A 16,015-nucleotide genomic window follows, 5' to 3' on the forward strand; every position below is an offset into this window, starting at 1 on the left:
AGGTGAGAATTTGCTGCTGAAACCCATGCGCTATAAGGACTACACCTGGCCTCACAACCCGGAGAGCTGCGCGGTGGAGTACCGGCGGCAGATAGCAGCCCACAAGATCCCCCTGGGGGGCTGGTACCTGCAGGATCTGGGGCGGACATACCGCATTTTCCGGGGAGAGGGTACCTTTGCAGGGGAGCGGGCCTACGAGGAGTTCCAGACGCTGGCGGAGGTCTTTGACCAGACCGGGCCGGGGCTGCTGGTGCACCCGGTTTGGCGGACGGTCAGCGCCTATTTCGTGACCCTGGAGCTGATGGAGGAGCCGCTGCCGGACTATGTGCGCTACCGCTTTTCCTTCTGGGAGGACAGCACGGCCTCCGGCGGGCTGGTGGAAGTGCCCGTAGAAGGGGAGCCAGAGGGCGGAACGGACCCGGAGATTCCCGCCGGAGGCTGGGGTGCCGTCCATACAGTGCGGAAAGGAGAAACCCTGTGGGGGATCGCCTGGCGGTACGGCGTGGCGCTGACCGCCCTGATCGCAGCCAATCCCCAGATCAAGAACCCCAACTTGATCTACCCGGGGGATCAGGTGAGGATACCATGAGAGGACGGATCATCACCAGCGACCACCGGATTTTTGAGCTGCCGGTGCTGCTGCGCTGGAATATCACCTACACCGGCGGCGTGCCCTGCGACAGCTATGAGGTCACCTGCGTGTACGACAGGACCATGGCGGAGCTGCTGCATCTGGCGGCGGGTTTCCTGGCGCTGGACGAGAACGGCGGGGTGCTGCTGCGGGGCATCGTGGACGAGTACGAGGTGAAGCTGACGGCGGCGGGACTGACGGTGACCATCTGCGGCCGGGGATACGCCGCCCGGCTGCTGGACAATGAGTCCCGGCCGGTGACGTACCAGGGAGCCACGCTGGCGGAGATCGTCCGGTGCCATGCGGCGCCCTACGGCATTTCCTGCGCGGAGATCGCGCCGGTGTCGGCGGACTCTGTTTACACCGTGGCCGCCGGCACCAGTCAGTGGAAGGCGTTGGAGGGTTTCTGCCGGACCTATGGGGGCTTTTCGCCCCGCTTCCGGCGGGACGGGCTGCTGGTGGCGGCGCCGGAGCGGGACGACGGGCGGCGGATCGTCATCGACGGGACCAGCCCGATCCTCTCCTGCACCCTGCGGGAGGACCACTACGGTGTGCTGACGGAGGTGCTGGTCATCGACAAGACCCGGAACGTGTCCTACAGCGTGCAGAACCGGGACATGCTGGACCGGGGCGGCCAGTGCCGCCGGGTGGTCTACACCCCGGGGCAGAGCACCTGGGCTGCCATGCGGTATACCGGGGAGTATCAGATCCGGCAGTCCCGGGAGGAGGAACTGACCATTGAGCTGGGGCTGGCCGGGTGTTTCCCGGCGTTTCCCGGGGACACGGTCCGGCTGGAACTGGGGGCCATGGGCCTCTCCGGCGAGTACCGGGTGGCCGAGGCGGAAAACACGGCCTCCCCGGAGACGGGAGAGGTCTGTACATTGATACTGAGGGAGCGGATATGAGATGTGGCTATCGAGACAGATGAAAGCGCCGGCGCCCACGGCGGACGCGGATCTGGGCATGACCACCATTACCGGAGACAGCGTGGGCGTGGTCACCCGGGGGGAGGTACGGGCGCTTCCGGTGTATGGCCCCGGCGGCTATGTGTGGATGCCGGAGAGCGGCGCTGCGGTACTGGTTATCAAAGGTGGCCCTGGCGGGGAGGAGCAGTGCGTGGCAGGACAGCAGCAGGCTTTGATCCCGGAAGGCATGGGACCGGGGGAGGTCTATCTCTTCACCCCCGGCGGAAACAGCGTGTACCTGCGCAGCGGCGGCGAGATCGAGCTGCAGGGCAAAGTGCGCATCCAGGGCAGCCTGACGGTGAACGGGGAGCCCTATGCGCCCTGCGAGAGCTGAGGGGGGATGGAGATGGGACTTTCCCTGCGGAATGGAGATTATGTGCCTGACGGGACCGGTGGCCTGCGGCGGACCGAGGGCCGGGAGGCCCTGTTGGAGCAGGTTCTCTTCCGCCTGACAGCGCGGCGGGGGACCTTCCCATTCCTGCCGGAGCTGGGGAGCCGGCTGTGGCAGCTGGGACAGCTGCCCGCCGCCAGACGGCAGAGCGCGGCGGAACAATATGTGGCGGAGGCCCTGGCGGCGGAACCGGGGCTGACGGTGGAGCAGGTGATTTTGACGGAATCCGGCGGCGGCCGGGCACAGGTGACGGTCGGCCTCACCTGGCAGGGAGAGGCTCTGTCCGTCACCGTGGAGGTATCGTGAGAGGAGCGGTTGTTTGAAAACGACAGAGGAGATCTACCAGACGCTGCTGGCGGCCTTCGCCCAGCGGGCGGGCTTCACACCGGAGGCAGACTGCGATCTGGCCGTGCGGCTGTACGCTGCGGCAGCGGAGCTGCAGGCCCTGGGCATCCAGAGCGAGTGGGTGCTGGACCAGAGCTTTCCCCAGACGGCCCGGGGCGTGTATCTGGACTACCACGCCCAGATGCGTGGCATCGCCCGGACGGCGGCCACGAAGGCGGTGGGAACGCTCCGCTTTTCTGTGGAGCGGGCGCCGTCCACGGCTCTGAGCATCGCCGCCGGAACGGCCTGCATGACGGAGGGAGAGACCCGGTTCCAAACCACGGCGGAGGCGGTGCTGGCAGCAGGGGAGCTGTCCGTGGATGCTCCGGCGGAGGCCTTGGAGCCTGGGCGGAGCGGCAATGCCGCCGCGGGGACCATCGTGATCCTCACCGCCTGCCCGGTGGGGATCACCGGATGCACCAATCCGGCGCCCTTTACCGGCGGCAGTGACCAGGAGGACGACGCGAGCCTGCGGAGCCGGATTTTGGAGAGCTATCAGCGGCTGCCCAACGGGGCCAACGCGGCCTGGTACGAGCAGACCGCCATGGGCCATGAGGGCGTGGCGGCAGCCCGGGCAGTGGGCCGGGCCCGGGGGATCGGCACAGTGGATGTATACATCGCCACGGCGGCCGGACTGCCGAATGGGACACTGCTGGCGGCGGTCCAGGCGGACCTGCAGGAGCGGCGGGAGATCGCCGTGGACGTGCAGGTCAAGGCCCCGGCGGCGGTGGAGATGGACGTGTCCGCGGAGCTGGCCGTCCGGGAGGGGGCGGACTTCTCCGCGGTGAAGGCCGCCGCAGAGCAGGCTCTGGCGAGCTTTTTCAGCGGCCGCAGGTTGGGCGGGCCGGTACTGCTGGCGGAGCTGGGGGACCTGTTGTACCACGTGGAGGGCGTGGAGAACTACCGCCTGCTGGCCCCTGCCGCCGATCTGGCGGCGGAGGACGGAACGTTGCCCATGCTGGGCCGGGTGACGGTGACGGAAATGGAGGCGGACGACGATGTATGAGGCGCACCTGCGCAGCCTGCTCTCACCGCTGGGAATCTATGACTTGGAAGAGCACTCCGCCAGCGGCGCGGCCGTCTGCGCACTGGGAACAGGGCTGGACACAGTCAGCCGCCGGCTGGAGGAGATCGAGCGGGAGGCGCTGACTGCCACGGCGGAGGGAGAGGGGCTGGCCCGGCGGGAGGCCCTGTTTGCCCGCCGCCCCGCCGCCGTCACGGCAGAGGACCGGAGGGCCGCCATCGCGGCCCTTCTGCAGATTGACGGGGACAGCCTGACGCCCGCGGCCATCGACCGGACGATCCGGGGCTGCGGAATCCGCGCCCGGGCGCTGGAGATGGGCGGGGGACAGCTGCGGGTGATTTTCCCGGAGGTGGCCGGGGAGCCGGAGGACTTCGACCAGATCCGAAAGATCATTCTGGACATCCTGCCCTGTCACCTGGAAGTGGAGTTTTACTTCCGCTATCTCACCTGGGCGGAGTGCGAGGCCGCCGGGTACACCTGGGGCCAGGTGGAGGCGGCGGAATACACCTGGGAGAGTTTCCAGCTGGCGGTACCGCCGGAGCGATAGCGCAACGAAAAAAGGCCGCTGCCCTTACGGGCGGCGGCCTTTCTCTGCGCCGGAAGAGACTGGGCGGGCTGCTGTCTGAAAACCACATCAAAGCAGAAAAAGACAAATGGTTTTGTGGCGCGGACAATATTTTTTTACACTTCGCAGATTGCAAATTCTGGGATTTCCCTGTATACTGCATCTATCGAGACGCATACCGCGTTTGGAGACAAGCATACCCCGTCACATGAAAAGGAGGAAACACGTTATGGCGAATTTGACACTGTGGGAGCAGATCAAAGAGTTGAAGTCCCCCAAGTACAAGTGGGTGGACCTGACCCATGAGTTGAGTCCTGAGACGCCCCATTGGTTCGGCTTCAAGCCCCTGCAGGCGGACCTGCTGTTCGACTATGCGGAGGGCACGCCTGAGGACATGATGGCCCCTATGCGCTGTATCCAGTACAGCGTGGCCAGCCAGTACGGCACCCACACCGACGTGCCCCGGCACTTCTGGGGCAGCGGCCGGGACATGAGCGCGATCACCGTCCAGGAGCTGATGTATCCCCTGGTGGTCATCGACAAGTCCGCCGAGTGCGCCGCCAACCCCGACTTCATGCTGACGGTGGACGACCTGAAGGCCTGGGAGGCCCAGTACGGCAGGATCCCCGAGGGAGCGTTCGTGGCCTTCCGGTCCGACTGGTACAAAAAGCCCAACCTGGACAATCCCGATGAGAACGGCGTGCCCCATTATCCCGGCTGGGACAAGGCGGCCATCCAGTGGCTGGTGGAGGAGCGGAACATCGGAGCCATCGGCCACGAGCCGGCGGACACCGATCCCGGCTTCGTCACCACCAAGGAGGGCGCCTATCCCTATCCCGGTGAGCAGTACATCCTCCAGGTGGACCGGATCCAGATTGAGGTCATGCGGAATCTGGACCAGGTCCCGCCCGTGGGCAGCCTGATTGTCATCGGCTTTCCCAAGTTGAAGGACGGCACCGGATTCCCCACTAGATGCTTCGCCATCTGCCCGGTGGACTGATCCGGACCCAACAGGCGCGGCAGAGCTGCACTCTGCCGCGCCTGCGCTTCTTTACACTCAAACGTTTTTATGCTATCATGAAACCAGCTTATTTTTACAGGAGGATCGCACTATGGCACTGGAATTTGATGAACAGCTCTCCCGGCTGGAAAAGCCCAACCGCAATGAGATGACCAACAAGGAATATGCCGTCTTTAACGAGAACGTGGAGACCATGGAGAAGAACTGGGGCTTTATCAACAACCTGTTCAAGGTCCTGCCTCTGAACGCATCCCAGTACATCGGCTTCCTGGACTTCAAGGGATCCCTGTTCAACCCGGACACCTGCTACCTCACCAACGCGGACAAAGAGATGATCGGCGTGGTAGTCTCCTCCATCAACTGCTGCTCCTACTGCCTGACCACCCACGGCGATGCGCTGCGGGGCTATACCAAGAATCCCATGTTGGTGGATAAGCTCTGCTACAACTTCCGCTCCGCCAAGGATCTGCTGACGGAGAAGCAGTATGCCCTGTGCGAGTATGCCTGGTATGTCACCAAGCACGCCGACGAGATCGACGAGACCCAGATCGAGAACCTGCGCAAGGCGGGCTTCAACGACCACGAGATCCTGGAGGCCGCCTTTGTGGCCGGCTTCTTCAACTACACCAACCGCTGGGTTTCTACCATCGCCCCAGTGGCCAATCCCGGTCACTTCAGCCACAACCGCAATTTCGAGGGCTGACCCATGGCGTACAAAAAGCTCTTTGAACCTGGCCGCATCGGCGGCCTCACCATCCGGAATCGGGCCGTCATGTCCCCCATGGGCACAGACCTGGCGGACATTCGGGGCAACGCCACACCCCGTCTGATCGCCTATTACACTGAGCGGGCCAAGGGTGGCATCGGCCTCATCATCAACGAGTACACCGGAGTGGACGACGTGGACTCCATCCCCACCCAGCACAACCTGCGGATGGCCCAGGACTACAACGTCCAGGAGGCGGAGGAGCTGACCCGCTCCGTCCACGCCTACGGCGCCAAGATTTTCGCCCAGCTCCACCACGGCGGCGCCACCTCCAAAAGCGCCTTCACCGGTCGGCAGAACCTGAGCCCCAGCGGTGTCCCCATGGCGCCCGGGGGCGAGGTGCCCCGGGAGATGACCCTGGAGGACATCAAGCGGGTGCAGGAGAAGTTCATCGCCGCCGCCATCCGCTGCAAGAAGGCGGGCTATGACGGTGTGGAGCTCCACGGCGCCCACTCCTATCTGATCGCCCAGTTCTTCAGCAAGTACTACAACCGCCGCACCGACGCGTACGGCGGCTCCCTGGAGAACCGCTGCCGCTTCATCGACGAGATCATCGCCGGCATCCGAGCCAAGCTGGGGCGGTATCCCATCTCGGTCCGCATCTGCGGCGACGAGATGACCGACGAGCCCGGCTTCCTCACGCTGGAGGACGGCCTGGAGATCGGCCGCCACCTGGAGGCCCAGGGCATCGACTGCATCAACATTTCCAATGGCAGCTCCTGGAACGGCAACGCCAACTGCGAGCCCTTCTCCTACACCCCCGGCTGGAAGAAGCACGTGGCCAAGGCCTTCAAGGAGGCGCTGTCCATTCCCGTCATCGCCACCAACACCATCAAGGACCCGGATTTCGCCGAATCTTTGCTGGAGGAGGGCGTCAGCGACTTCGTGGCCCTGGGCCGCAGCCAGTTCGCGGACCCGGAGTTCATGAACAAGGCCAGGGCCGGCAAGCCGGAGAGCATCCGTAAGTGCATCGGCTGCATGTACTGCCGGGAGCGGCTGCTGGGCAACGCCATGCCGGTGGAGTGCTCCCTGAACCCCCGGCTGGGCCGGGAGTACCGCTACCGCTGGCAGGACCTCCAGAAGAACGGCAACAGCCGCCCCGTGGTAGTCGTGGGCGGCGGCCCCGGCGGCTTGGAGTGCGCCGTCATCCTGGCCAAGCGGGGCTTCGCCGTGACGCTGCTGGAGAAGGAGGCCGCCCTGGGCGGCACGTTGAACATCGCCAAGCTGCCGCCCCACAAGGCCAACCTCCAGGACGTCACCGACGTGCTGGCGCTGGAGGCCAGGGAGCTGGGCGTCACCGTGAAGCTGAACACCGAGGCCACGCCGGAGACCGTGGCGGCCCTGCACCCCGTGGGGGTGTTTCTGGCTGCCGGTGCGCCGCCGGTGGTGCCGAAGTCCATCCCCGGCATCGACAAGGCCGTGCTGGCGGAGGACGTCATCCTGGGTAAGGCCCCTTGCACCGGCAAGGTGGTGCTGGTGGGCACCGGCCTGACGGGCCTGGAGTGCGCGGAGATGATCCTGGAGCAGGGCCACAGCCTCGCCATGGTGGAGATGAACCCCACCGTGGGCCAGGGGATTTTCGGCGTGGTGTTCAACGACATTTACAGCCGTATCAAGCCCTATGATCCGGAGGTCTACACCAGCCACAGGCTCACTGCCGTCACTGATACCGGCGTGACCGTGGAGGACATGGCTACCGGTGAGACCAAGACCATCGCCGCGGACACCGTGGTGCTGGCCATGGGCACCCACAGCCAGGAGGCCATGGAGGCGTCTTACCGGGCCGCCGGACTGAACGCCATTCTGGTGGGCAGCGCCGAGATGCCGGGCCGCATTGCCGGTGCTACCCGGGATGGCTTTGAAAAGGCATGGGGCTTCGAGGCAGAGTGATTTGGCAGGCTCCCCGGAAAGGGGCCGGAACGGGCACAGCGATTCCCGCATGATCCGGCGCACCGGGAATACCGGCAAATGCCGCTGTACATGAAGCTTTTTGGGCATTATTTCTAATCGCACACGGTAAAAGAGACCGGACAGATTTCTGTCCGGTCTCTTTTTGGCAGGGTCAGGCAAACGGTTCAGCACCCGTTCAGGGGATTCACATCCCCCTCCGGCGGCACGATGCACAGGGCCATCAGCTGCCCCTTGCCGGTATTGCCGAAGTTGTGGCGCACGCCGCCGGGCACATGGACCCAGGTGCCGAACTCCAGGGGCACCCGTTCCTTGTCGATGAGGAAATAGCCCTCCCCCTGGATGCAGAGGAACCAGTGTGGCCAGGGGTGGGAGTGGACACTGCTCTCGGCCTCCGGCTCCAGAGTGAAGAGGCGCATCACATAGTCGTTCCAGAACCGGCCGTCAGGCCCGAAGACGATCTTCTTGGTGGAATTTTCAATGAAGTGTCCGCCGGTCACCACCGGCAGATCCCGGATGTTGCCGGAATACTCGCTCATAGACAGATCCTCCCCTTATTTTGATAACCTCAGTATAGAATCTTTGGGTGGAAAAATCAAGTGTTCTCCAGAGAGGCGGCATAGCGGAGCACGTTCTCCAGTACAAAGTCGGGAAAGCGGCAGTCCCTGCCGCACACCCGCGTGCGCTCCCGGGGCAGCCGGGGCAGCAGCTCCGCGTCCGGGATCAGGGCCAGGTCCGCCTGACGGAGCATGGGCACGTCGATGACGCTGTCCCCGGCGGCGATCACCCGCTCCGGGCCGAACCGCTCCACCGCCCGGCGGAGAGCGGTCCCCTTGTCGATCCCCGGTGGAAAGAAATAGACCTTCCGGCCGGAGACCACCGCCTGGAGGGCGGAGCCGCCGCACCAATCCCGGGCCACGCGTTCCGCCGCCGGGATGTCCGGATAAGCGGCGTAGACGTACACACCCTCCACGCACCGCACGGAGGTGGCCCCGCCCTGCCGGGTCAGATGATCCAGGACCGCGGCCAGCGCCTCCCGGTGGTCCCGGACCAGCGCCTGGGACGCGGCGTACCACGCCCGGTCCACCTGACCGTCCCGCAGCAGGACGGCGCCGTTGGCGGTCAGGGCAATCCTGGGCGCCGTGCCGTCCGGCCACTGGATGCGCTGGTACTGCTCGATGGACCGGGTGGTGATGGGCAGCAGATGGACCCGCTGGACGACCTGGGGCAGCAGGTCTGGCGTCTCCCGGGTGAAGAAGCCCTGCTCGGCCCCGTTCAGACGCTCCACACACCGGTCCTCGGGCTGCCGGTGCCGGTGGGAGAAGAGGAGCGTGTTGTCCAGGTCGCTGGCAAACAGAATCGTTCCCATGGCTATGTGTCCGCCAGGTCCCGGATCAGGCCGCAGGCCCGGTAGTTCTCCAGGGGATACTCCACCAGCTCCGCGCCCTTCTCCCTGGCCAGTTGGTAGATGTGCCCCAGATGGGCTTCGTCTCGGAGGCTGTGGACCAGCACCTTCCAGGGCACCCGCCGCAGCAGGACACGGGTGGCCTCCCCGATGCTGGGCTTGATGAGATTGATGTCCCGGATGCCGAAGTCCGCCCCGATCCGGTGCACCTCCTCCAGTCCGGCCCGGCCGCTGCGCCGGGGCGGGGGAACGGCGTCGGCACAGGCGGGGAAATGGGCCTGGATGGTGTCGATGAACTGGTACGTCAGGTCCTGGTCCTTCAGCTCCCGGTAGAAGGCAGCGCCGTGAAAGTCCCCGGGGCTGATGATGTCGCCGCGGAGGAACGTCCGGCTCAACAGGCCGGACACGGTGGAGTTCAGGCAGGAGCTGGCGATGAGGAAATCGTCATGGGTGCCGCAGATGGCCGCTACGTTGGCCGGGTCCGACAAAACTGTCAGCCCCGGCGAGACGCCGGGGTAGTCCGTCATGGCTGCGTCCAGCTGCCGCTGGATGGCGCCCTTGCCGGTCCAGCCGTCCACGAACTGGATATCTCCAGGGGCGTGGCGGTTCAGGAGATAGGCCATGGCATTGCGGTCGATGCCCCGGCCCCGAATGATGGAGATGGTGTAATGGGGGAGGTCGGCACCGTACCGGCCTTGGAGATAGCGGCGGATCAGAATGCCGATGGGCGTCCCTGCCCGGGCCAGGGAGACCAGGGCGCACTGCCTTCCCCTGCTCTCCCAGATCTGCTCCGCCGCCCGGGCCACAGCCTCCGCTGTGATGCCGGCGTACCGCTCCAGGGCGTCGTGATAGGCGGCCAGATAGGCCGGGGAGGGCTCATACTCCAGGGGCAGCATCTCCGAGTAGTGGACACCGCTCTGGATCCTGGCCTCCCGCTCCCGGGTGCCCAGGGGCGTCACCAGGCCGGTGATGTCTTTCAGCAGGATGGTCACATCCTGACTTTGATATGTGCTGAACATAAGATCCTCTCAAATTCTGCAGAGATAGAGTCGGGGACAGCCCAGCTGCCCCAGGGCCGCCGCCAGCCGGGTGCAGGCGGTCCCGTCCACCGCCGCGGGCGCATCCGTCACCACCAGAGCGGCGTCATAGGCGGCTAGGTCATAGAGATATGTCTTCCGGTCCCCACCGTAGAAGCTGGGCAGCAGCACCCCGTTTCGGATGGGGTAGGCAGAGTCGGGGCAGATGCCGATGGGACTGCGGGTAGTGGCATGGCAGCGTACTGTGGCACAGAGACCCGTCTGCTCCGCCAGCGACCCTACCGTCAGGGCAGGATACATGCACTCTTCGGTCCCCAGCACCAGCAGGGCGCCCTGGTCCGGCAGCTCCTCCCGGAGGCGGGACAGCAGCTCTTCCGCGGCGGCGCGGCAGCAGTCCGTATAGCAGCCGACGGCCACACCACGGCGTGGGTCCGGCAGAGGCTCCGCCGTGTACAGCGTCCGCAGGTCCGGCAGGGGGCCCTGGGCAGGGGGAGCCGCCTCCTTTACAGGGATCCCGGTCACCATCCGCTCATAGTCTTGATGTTCCAGCCGCACCAGGCACTCACAGGCAATGCCGGCCTCTGCCAGCCTGGCCTGGTTCTCCGGAGAGACCCGGCTGAGGATGGACGCAGCTGCCAGCCGCCGCTCGCCCAGCCGGGGATACCGCTCCCGCAGCTGCTGGACCATGTTGATGAGGGTCCGCCCGGTGGAGAACTCGTCATCCACGAATACGATGGCGGGGCTGCGGTCGATCCAGTCCGCCAGCTGGTCGGCACAGAGCCGGTGCTCCGCTGCGTGGCTGTGCTCCTCCCGAAAGAGGATCCAATCTCCGTCCAACGCCTCCCGGGTGGTGTGGACATAGAGGCAGTCCGGCCCCAGCCGGGCTGCCACGGCGGCGCCGATGGCGGTGGCCGTCTCGGCAAAGCCGATGACCAGCCGGGCCTCCGGGTACTTGGCGGCCACCTGGTCCCCCAGGGCACCCATCATCTCCAGAGCCGCCGCGGGGCTCACAGGGATGTGCTTGGCCTGCAGGGGATTGACCAGCAGGTAGCTCCGCTTGGGGTTGTTGTATCGCTTGGCGATCCGCAGCGTGTCTGCGGCCGTATATGGGTGCATTGCGGCACCCTCCCTTCGTCGTGTCATGAAATCGTGGTGAGACTTTGATTATAGCACAGCTTCCACCCCAAAGAAACCTCTTTCCCGCGCCTCGGCCATTTCAAATTGCGCCGCCGGAGAATCTGTGGTAAGATGGGAAAAACAACACCGCCGCGGCCGGCGGGGAGGAGCGCGCCATGAAAAAGCTGCAATACAATTCTCCGGTGATCCTGACCTTTTTCCTGCTGTCCCTGGGTGTCCTGCTGCTGGACTGGATCACCGGAGGATGGACGACCCTGCACGCCTTCTGTGTCTACCGCTCCTCCCTGGCAGATCCGCTGTTCTATGTGCGGCTGTTCGGCCATGTGCTGGGCCACGCGGATTTCGACCATTTCCTGGGCAATATGCTGCTGCTTTTGGTGATCGGCCCGCCGCTGGAGGAGAAGTACGGTAGCCGGACGCTGCTGGCCGGCATTCTACTGACGGCGGGGGTCTCCGGCATCCTGCAATGCGTGTTCTTCCCCGGCTCCGCCCTGCTGGGGGCCAGCGGCATTGTGTTCATGCTGATTATGCTGGCCTCCCTGGCGGGCATGAAGGACGGCCGCATCCCCCTGACGCTGATCCTGGCAGCGGTCCTGTATCTGGGGCAGGAGGTGTACGCCATGGTGGCCCTGCGGGACAACGTGGCCAACTTCATGCATCTGGTGGGCGGCGTCACCGGCACGGTATTCGGCGTGGTGCTGGCAAAAAGGCGGTGAAGAAAAAAGAGGCGGGCATTTTGGATGCCTGCCTCTTTTTTCGGTTTACTTCCGTCCCACGATCACCTTGCGGAGGATGTCCACGGGGATCATGGTGAACGCCAGCAGAATGGCGGCAGCCCACCCGGCGGGCGGGAAGGGCACACAGCTGAACATATTGCTGATCCAGCCGAATACCGGCACGGGGATCAGGGCAGCGTTGACGATGAACGCCTGCACCAGGACGATGATAACGAACACCCGCATGAAACCGGGGTTCAGCTTCAGATCCTTAAAGATGTCAAAGCTGTCGCTGCGCACGTTGAAGGCGTTGAACAGGGCGCTCCAGATGAACAGCACGAAATAGGCGGAGAGCTTCTGCTCCGTGCTGGCAAAGAAGCTGTCAAAGAAAGGCACTTTCAGGAAGACAAAGCTCAACGCCGTCAGCCACAGGCCCATGGTGACGATCTGGGCCATCATGGACTTGCTGACAATGCTCTCATCCCGGCGGCGGGGCGGCTCGGACATATACCGCTCCTGGGCGGGCTCATTGCCCAGCATGATGGCGCCCAAGCCGTCCATCACCAGGTTCACGAACAGCAGGTGGGTGACTTTCAGGGGCTCCTCCACGCCGAAGAAGGGAGCGATAGCGCTGACCACCACGGCGGCCACATTGATGACCAGCTGGAACCTGCAGAATTTCAGGATATTGTGGTAAATGGTCCGGCCGTACCAGATGGCGTCCTTGATGGACTTGAAGTTGTCGTCCAGGATGACGATCTTGCCGGCCTCCTTGGCGGCCTCGGTGCCGCTGCCCATGGCGAAGCCCACGTCCGCCCGCTTCAGGGCCGGGGAGTCGTTGACGCCGTCGCCGGTCATGCCCACCACCAGGTTCAGCTCCTGGCACAGGCGCACCATCCGGGACTTGTCCGTGGGCAGGGCGCGGGCGATGACCCGGATGCGGGGGATGATCTTCTTCACCTCGTCGTCGGACAGCTCGTTGAGCTGGGTGGAGGTCAGCGCCACATCGTCCCGGGTCCGCAGCAGCCCGGCCTCCCGGGCGATGGCCACGGCGGTCTCCAGCCGGTCGCCGGTAATCATGACCACCTGGATGCCGGCCTTCTGCACCTCGGCGATGGCCTCCCGGGCCTCGGGACGCACGTCGTCCCGGATGCCCACCAGGCCGATCAGCACCGTGTCGGCGTTGATGGCGTTCTCCGTCATCTCGCTGGGGGAGTAGCCGAAGGCCAGCACCCGCATGGACTTGCCTGCCAGCTCGTCGATCTTGGCGTTCAGGGACTCCAGGTCCAGGGGATGCTCGTCCCCGTCCAGGCTGAGGTACTTCTGGGCCACGGCCAGGAACTTCTCCGGCGCGCCCTTGTAGAAGGTGCGGCCCGCCCCGGCGATGTAGGCCTGGCTGAACTTATTGGCGGAGTTGAAGCTTTGGGATTTGGTGACGGCATAGGAGGAGACCTCATCCAGCTTGTGGAAGGTCTCCTGCCCCAGAAAGCGCATCAGCGCCTGGTCCGTGGCGTTGCCGCCCACCACGCGGCCGCTGCCGTCATACATGGACTGGCTGTTCTTGCCGATGGCCAGATCGATCAGGCCCTTGAGCTTGGTTTGCTGGGCCAGTTGATCCAGAGGGATAGCCACGCCGTCTGCGGTGAAGAACTCCACCACCTCCAGGTGGCCCTTGGTAATGGTGCCCGTCTTGTCACTGAACAGGATGTTCAGGGAGCCGGCGGTCTCGATACCCTCCGCCTTGCGGACCAGCACGTTGTGGTCCAGCATCTTGCTGGTGTTCTGCATCAGCACCAGAGAGATCATCAGGGGCAGCCCCTCCGGCACGGCGCACACGATGATGACCACCGCCAGGGACACAGCCTCCACGATGTCCTGGATGATGACTGGGGCTCCGGAGGAGAAGTACGCCGCAAACCCGCCGGCGGAGAGGATGAAGTAGCCAAAGTACATGATGGCGATAACCACGGCGCCGATGTAGCCGAAGCGGGAGATCATGTCCGCCAGCTTCCCGAGCTTCACCTTCAGGGGAGAGTCCGGCTCGTCGTCCTGCATCTCCTCGGCCATCTTGCCCATCATGGTGGCAAGGCCCACCTTGCGCACATCCAGCACGCCCTCGCCGTCAAACAGCACGGCGCCCCGGAACAGGGAGTGGGCGTCCACGAAGGTGTCGCCGGTGATGTCCTCCGGCAGGGGGAAGGACTCGTCCGCCGCGGTCTTGGGGCATTCCTCCGCCTCGCCGTTGAGGGCGGAGTTGTCCACCCTTAAAGTTCCGTGGATCAGCACGCCGTCCGCCGGCACCTTGTCGCCGGACTGGAGCAGGACCTTGTCCCCCACCACCACGTCATCCACGTCGATGACGGTGACCAGACCGTTGCGGTAGACCTTGCACTGATCTTTTTTGGTGCTGTCCTTCAGCTGGCGGTACTTCGTGTCGCTGGCCACGCCGGTCTTGGCGGAGACGAATGCCACGATCAGCACGGCCACGACAGTGCCGATGGGCTCATAGATCTCCGCATAGCCCAGCACACACATGACGATCATCAGGGCCGCAATAGCCAGCAGGATCCGGATCATGGGGTCCTTGAACGTCTCCTTGAACTCCGCCCAGAAGGTGGTGGGTTCGGAGTCGGGGATCACATTGGACCCGTATTTTTTTCGGGATTCCTCAACTTGTTTGTCAGTCAGTCCATTAAAATGCATGATTGTTACACCCATTCGCTGCGGGAAGGGGGGCCTGCGCACAGCAGACCCCTCCCGCGGTTCAAATTTTCAATATCTTTTTTTGGGGCCGCCGCTCACATATAGCGCCGGGCCAGCTCCACCAGGCCGGGATCCGTGGTGGCCTGGCCGATGGCGTTGAACTTCCACTCGCCGTTGTTGCGATAGACCTCGCCGAAGATCATGGCGGTCATGTTGTCGTAGTTCTCGGAGAGGTTGTAGCGGCACATCTCCTGGTTGTTCCGGGCGTCCACGATGCGGATGAACGCGTTCTGGATCATGCCGAAGTGCTGGCGGCGCTGCACTGCCTGATAGATGTTCACCACCAGGACAATGCGGTCATACTCCGCGGGGACGCGGGCCAGATCCACCACGATCTGCTCATCGTCGCCTTCGCCGGCGCCGGTCAGGTTATCGCCCATGTGCTGGACAGTGCCGGTGTAGTGCTTCAGATTGCCGAAGTAGACGATGTCCTTCTTGTCCGTCAGCTTGCCGTTCTGCAGCACAAAGGCAGAGGCATCGCAATCGATGGCGGGGCCAGAGGACCCGAACAGGCTGCCGAACAAACCGCCCTTGGACTTGGCGGCCTCATCCCAGCCCAGACCGATGATGACTTTGGAAAGACCCTCGTTGCCCTTGGTCAGGCTGATCTTCTGGCCCTTTTGCAGACTCACAGACATATATATTTCCTCCTTCAAAATGTCCGGCCGCGCCCCCGGGCGCGGCCGGAGAGATCTGATGCTCCCTGTCGGGATGCTTATTCCACGTCCACGCCGTAGTTGGCGCACAGGGCCGCCAGACCGCCCTGATAGCCGCTGCCGATGGCGTTGAACTTCCACTCGCCGTTGTTCTTATAGACCTCACCGAACACCGCTGCCGTCTCGATGGAGAAGTCCTCGCCCAGGTCATAGCGGAGCATCTCCTGGCCGTTGGTCTCATCGAAGATGCGGATGAAGGCGTTGTTCACCATACCGAAGTTCTGCCGGCGGCTCTCCGCCTCGTAGATGGTCACGGTGAAGGCAATGCGCTGGATGTTGTCGGGCACCTTCGTCAGGTCGATGCGGATCTGTTCATCGTCCCCGGCACCCTCCCCGGTCAGGTTATCGCCCAGATGCTCTACCGCGCCGGAACTGTGCTTGAGATTGCCGTAGAACACGAAGTCCCCGGAGGAGGTCACTTTGCCGCTCTCTCCCAGCAGGAAGGCCGCCGCGTCCAAATCAAAATCCCCGCCGGTGTCAAAGCTGTTCACGTCCCAGCCCAGGCCCACGACCACCTTGGTCAGGCCGGGATTCCCCTTGGTCAGGCTGACTTTCTGTCCTTTTTGTAAACTGATAGGCATGATAT

17 protein-coding genes are annotated in these 16,015 nt (G+C 64.3%); 10 read left to right on the forward strand and 7 right to left on the reverse strand.

The window, feature by feature from the left end; all coding sequences use genetic code 11:
• Positions 1–10: 10 nt before the first annotated feature.
• The 9 genes from safA (at position 11) to OCV80_RS05490 (ending at position 7,637) form a co-directional block, all read left to right on the forward strand.
• A complete protein-coding gene (gene safA, locus OCV80_RS05450; protein WP_309469980.1) occupies positions 11–589 on the forward strand; it encodes a SafA/ExsA family spore coat assembly protein in 579 nt (192 codons plus the stop codon).
• Positions 586–1,536 (forward strand): hypothetical protein, encoded by a 951-nt coding sequence (locus tag OCV80_RS05455; RefSeq protein ID WP_267288263.1) that lies wholly within the window; start codon positions 586–588, stop codon positions 1,534–1,536. Before safA ends, OCV80_RS05455 begins: the two co-directional genes overlap by 4 nt.
• A gap of 1 nt (position 1,537) precedes the next feature.
• Positions 1,538–1,930, forward strand: a complete 393-nt coding sequence (locus OCV80_RS05460) for a hypothetical protein (RefSeq protein WP_119310631.1) — start codon at positions 1,538–1,540, stop codon at positions 1,928–1,930.
• Between the two features lie 12 nt (positions 1,931–1,942).
• Positions 1,943–2,293, forward strand: coding sequence for a hypothetical protein (locus OCV80_RS05465; RefSeq protein ID WP_036628517.1), 351 nt, complete (start codon positions 1,943–1,945; stop codon positions 2,291–2,293).
• Positions 2,294–2,306: 13 nt separating this feature from the next.
• The gene (locus OCV80_RS05470; protein WP_119310632.1) at positions 2,307–3,377 is read left to right on the forward strand and encodes a baseplate J/gp47 family protein; all 1,071 of its coding nucleotides are present in this window, start codon (positions 2,307–2,309) and stop codon (positions 3,375–3,377) included.
• Positions 3,370–3,942 carry a hypothetical protein gene (locus OCV80_RS05475; protein WP_119310633.1) on the forward strand — a complete coding sequence of 191 codons (573 nt, stop codon included), beginning with the start codon at positions 3,370–3,372 and terminating at the stop codon, positions 3,940–3,942. The genes OCV80_RS05470 and OCV80_RS05475 overlap by 8 nt, the downstream gene beginning before the upstream one ends.
• 247 nt (positions 3,943–4,189) lie before the next feature.
• A complete protein-coding gene (locus tag OCV80_RS05480) occupies positions 4,190–4,960 on the forward strand; it encodes a cyclase family protein (protein WP_036637186.1) in 771 nt (256 codons plus the stop codon).
• Between the two features lie 112 nt (positions 4,961–5,072).
• Entirely contained in the window at positions 5,073–5,684 is a 612-nt protein-coding gene (locus tag OCV80_RS05485; RefSeq protein ID WP_021748530.1) for a peroxidase-related enzyme, read from the forward strand.
• Positions 5,685–5,687: 3 nt separating this feature from the next.
• Positions 5,688–7,637, forward strand: a complete 1,950-nt coding sequence (locus OCV80_RS05490) for an oxidoreductase (protein WP_119310634.1) — start codon at positions 5,688–5,690, stop codon at positions 7,635–7,637.
• Between the two features lie 185 nt (positions 7,638–7,822).
• Here OCV80_RS05490 and OCV80_RS05495 read toward each other — a convergent pair whose 3' ends face one another.
• The 4 genes from OCV80_RS05495 to OCV80_RS05510 are packed head-to-tail and all read right to left on the reverse strand — an operon-like array spanning position 7,823 to position 11,213.
• Positions 7,823–8,194: a cupin domain-containing protein gene (locus tag OCV80_RS05495; protein ID WP_021748532.1), complete on the reverse strand. Its 372-nt coding sequence runs from the start codon at positions 8,192–8,194 to the stop codon at positions 7,823–7,825.
• A gap of 56 nt (positions 8,195–8,250) precedes the next feature.
• Positions 8,251–9,024, reverse strand: a complete 774-nt coding sequence (locus OCV80_RS05500) for an HAD family hydrolase (RefSeq protein ID WP_119310635.1) — start codon at positions 9,022–9,024, stop codon at positions 8,251–8,253.
• A 2-nt stretch (positions 9,025–9,026) separates the two neighbouring features.
• The gene (locus OCV80_RS05505; protein ID WP_119310636.1) at positions 9,027–10,079 is read right to left on the reverse strand and encodes a cysteine protease StiP family protein; all 1,053 of its coding nucleotides are present in this window, start codon (positions 10,077–10,079) and stop codon (positions 9,027–9,029) included.
• 9 nt (positions 10,080–10,088) lie between these two features.
• Complete coding sequence (locus tag OCV80_RS05510; protein WP_119310637.1) at positions 10,089–11,213, reverse strand: phosphoribosyltransferase domain-containing protein; 1,125 nt, start codon at positions 11,211–11,213, stop codon at positions 10,089–10,091.
• A 176-nt stretch (positions 11,214–11,389) separates the two neighbouring features.
• Between OCV80_RS05510 and OCV80_RS05515 the strand changes: the two genes are divergently transcribed.
• Positions 11,390–11,950: a rhomboid family intramembrane serine protease gene (locus OCV80_RS05515; protein ID WP_119310638.1), complete on the forward strand. Its 561-nt coding sequence runs from the start codon at positions 11,390–11,392 to the stop codon at positions 11,948–11,950.
• Positions 11,951–11,995: 45 nt separating this feature from the next.
• Here OCV80_RS05515 and OCV80_RS05520 read toward each other — a convergent pair whose 3' ends face one another.
• From OCV80_RS05520 to OCV80_RS05530, 3 genes are all read right to left on the reverse strand, one after another.
• A complete protein-coding gene (locus OCV80_RS05520; protein ID WP_025545043.1) occupies positions 11,996–14,653 on the reverse strand; it encodes a calcium-translocating P-type ATPase, PMCA-type in 2,658 nt (885 codons plus the stop codon).
• Positions 14,654–14,748: 95 nt separating this feature from the next.
• A complete protein-coding gene (locus OCV80_RS05525; protein WP_025545042.1) occupies positions 14,749–15,351 on the reverse strand; it encodes a TerD family protein in 603 nt (200 codons plus the stop codon).
• Between the two features lie 77 nt (positions 15,352–15,428).
• A complete protein-coding gene (locus OCV80_RS05530) occupies positions 15,429–16,010 on the reverse strand; it encodes a TerD family protein (RefSeq protein WP_021748540.1) in 582 nt (193 codons plus the stop codon).
• Positions 16,011–16,015 lie beyond the last annotated feature (5 nt).

It is taken from the genome of Oscillibacter acetigenes (assembly GCF_025567605.1).
GTDB classification, from domain to species: Bacteria; Bacillota; Clostridia; order Oscillospirales; family Oscillospiraceae; genus Oscillibacter; species Oscillibacter welbionis.

Bases quoted from the DNA above. Each gene is read 5' to 3' on its own strand.
- OCV80_RS05505 (WP_119310636.1), bottom strand. From the start codon at position 10,079: ATGTTCAGCACATATCAAAGTCAGGATGTGACCATCCTGCTGAAAGAC.
- OCV80_RS05485 (WP_021748530.1), top strand. From the start codon at position 5,073: ATGGCACTGGAATTTGATGAACAGCTCTCCCGGCTGGAAAAGCCCAAC.
- OCV80_RS05510 (WP_119310637.1), bottom strand. From the start codon at position 11,213: ATGCACCCATATACGGCCGCAGACACGCTGCGGATCGCCAAGCGATAC.
- OCV80_RS05525 (WP_025545042.1), bottom strand. From the start codon at position 15,351: ATGTCTGTGAGTCTGCAAAAGGGCCAGAAGATCAGCCTGACCAAGGGC.
- OCV80_RS05500 (WP_119310635.1), bottom strand. From the start codon at position 9,024: ATGGGAACGATTCTGTTTGCCAGCGACCTGGACAACACGCTCCTCTTC.
- OCV80_RS05480 (WP_036637186.1), top strand. From the start codon at position 4,190: ATGGCGAATTTGACACTGTGGGAGCAGATCAAAGAGTTGAAGTCCCCC.
- OCV80_RS05465 (WP_036628517.1), top strand. From the start codon at position 1,943: ATGGGACTTTCCCTGCGGAATGGAGATTATGTGCCTGACGGGACCGGT.
- OCV80_RS05460 (WP_119310631.1), top strand. From the start codon at position 1,538: ATGTGGCTATCGAGACAGATGAAAGCGCCGGCGCCCACGGCGGACGCG.
- OCV80_RS05515 (WP_119310638.1), top strand. From the start codon at position 11,390: ATGAAAAAGCTGCAATACAATTCTCCGGTGATCCTGACCTTTTTCCTG.
- OCV80_RS05455 (WP_267288263.1), top strand. From the start codon at position 586: ATGAGAGGACGGATCATCACCAGCGACCACCGGATTTTTGAGCTGCCG.
- OCV80_RS05490 (WP_119310634.1), top strand. From the start codon at position 5,688: ATGGCGTACAAAAAGCTCTTTGAACCTGGCCGCATCGGCGGCCTCACC.
- OCV80_RS05495 (WP_021748532.1), bottom strand. From the start codon at position 8,194: ATGAGCGAGTATTCCGGCAACATCCGGGATCTGCCGGTGGTGACCGGC.
- OCV80_RS05520 (WP_025545043.1), bottom strand. From the start codon at position 14,653: ATGCATTTTAATGGACTGACTGACAAACAAGTTGAGGAATCCCGAAAA.
- OCV80_RS05475 (WP_119310633.1), top strand. From the start codon at position 3,370: ATGTATGAGGCGCACCTGCGCAGCCTGCTCTCACCGCTGGGAATCTAT.
- OCV80_RS05530 (WP_021748540.1), bottom strand. From the start codon at position 16,010: ATGCCTATCAGTTTACAAAAAGGACAGAAAGTCAGCCTGACCAAGGGG.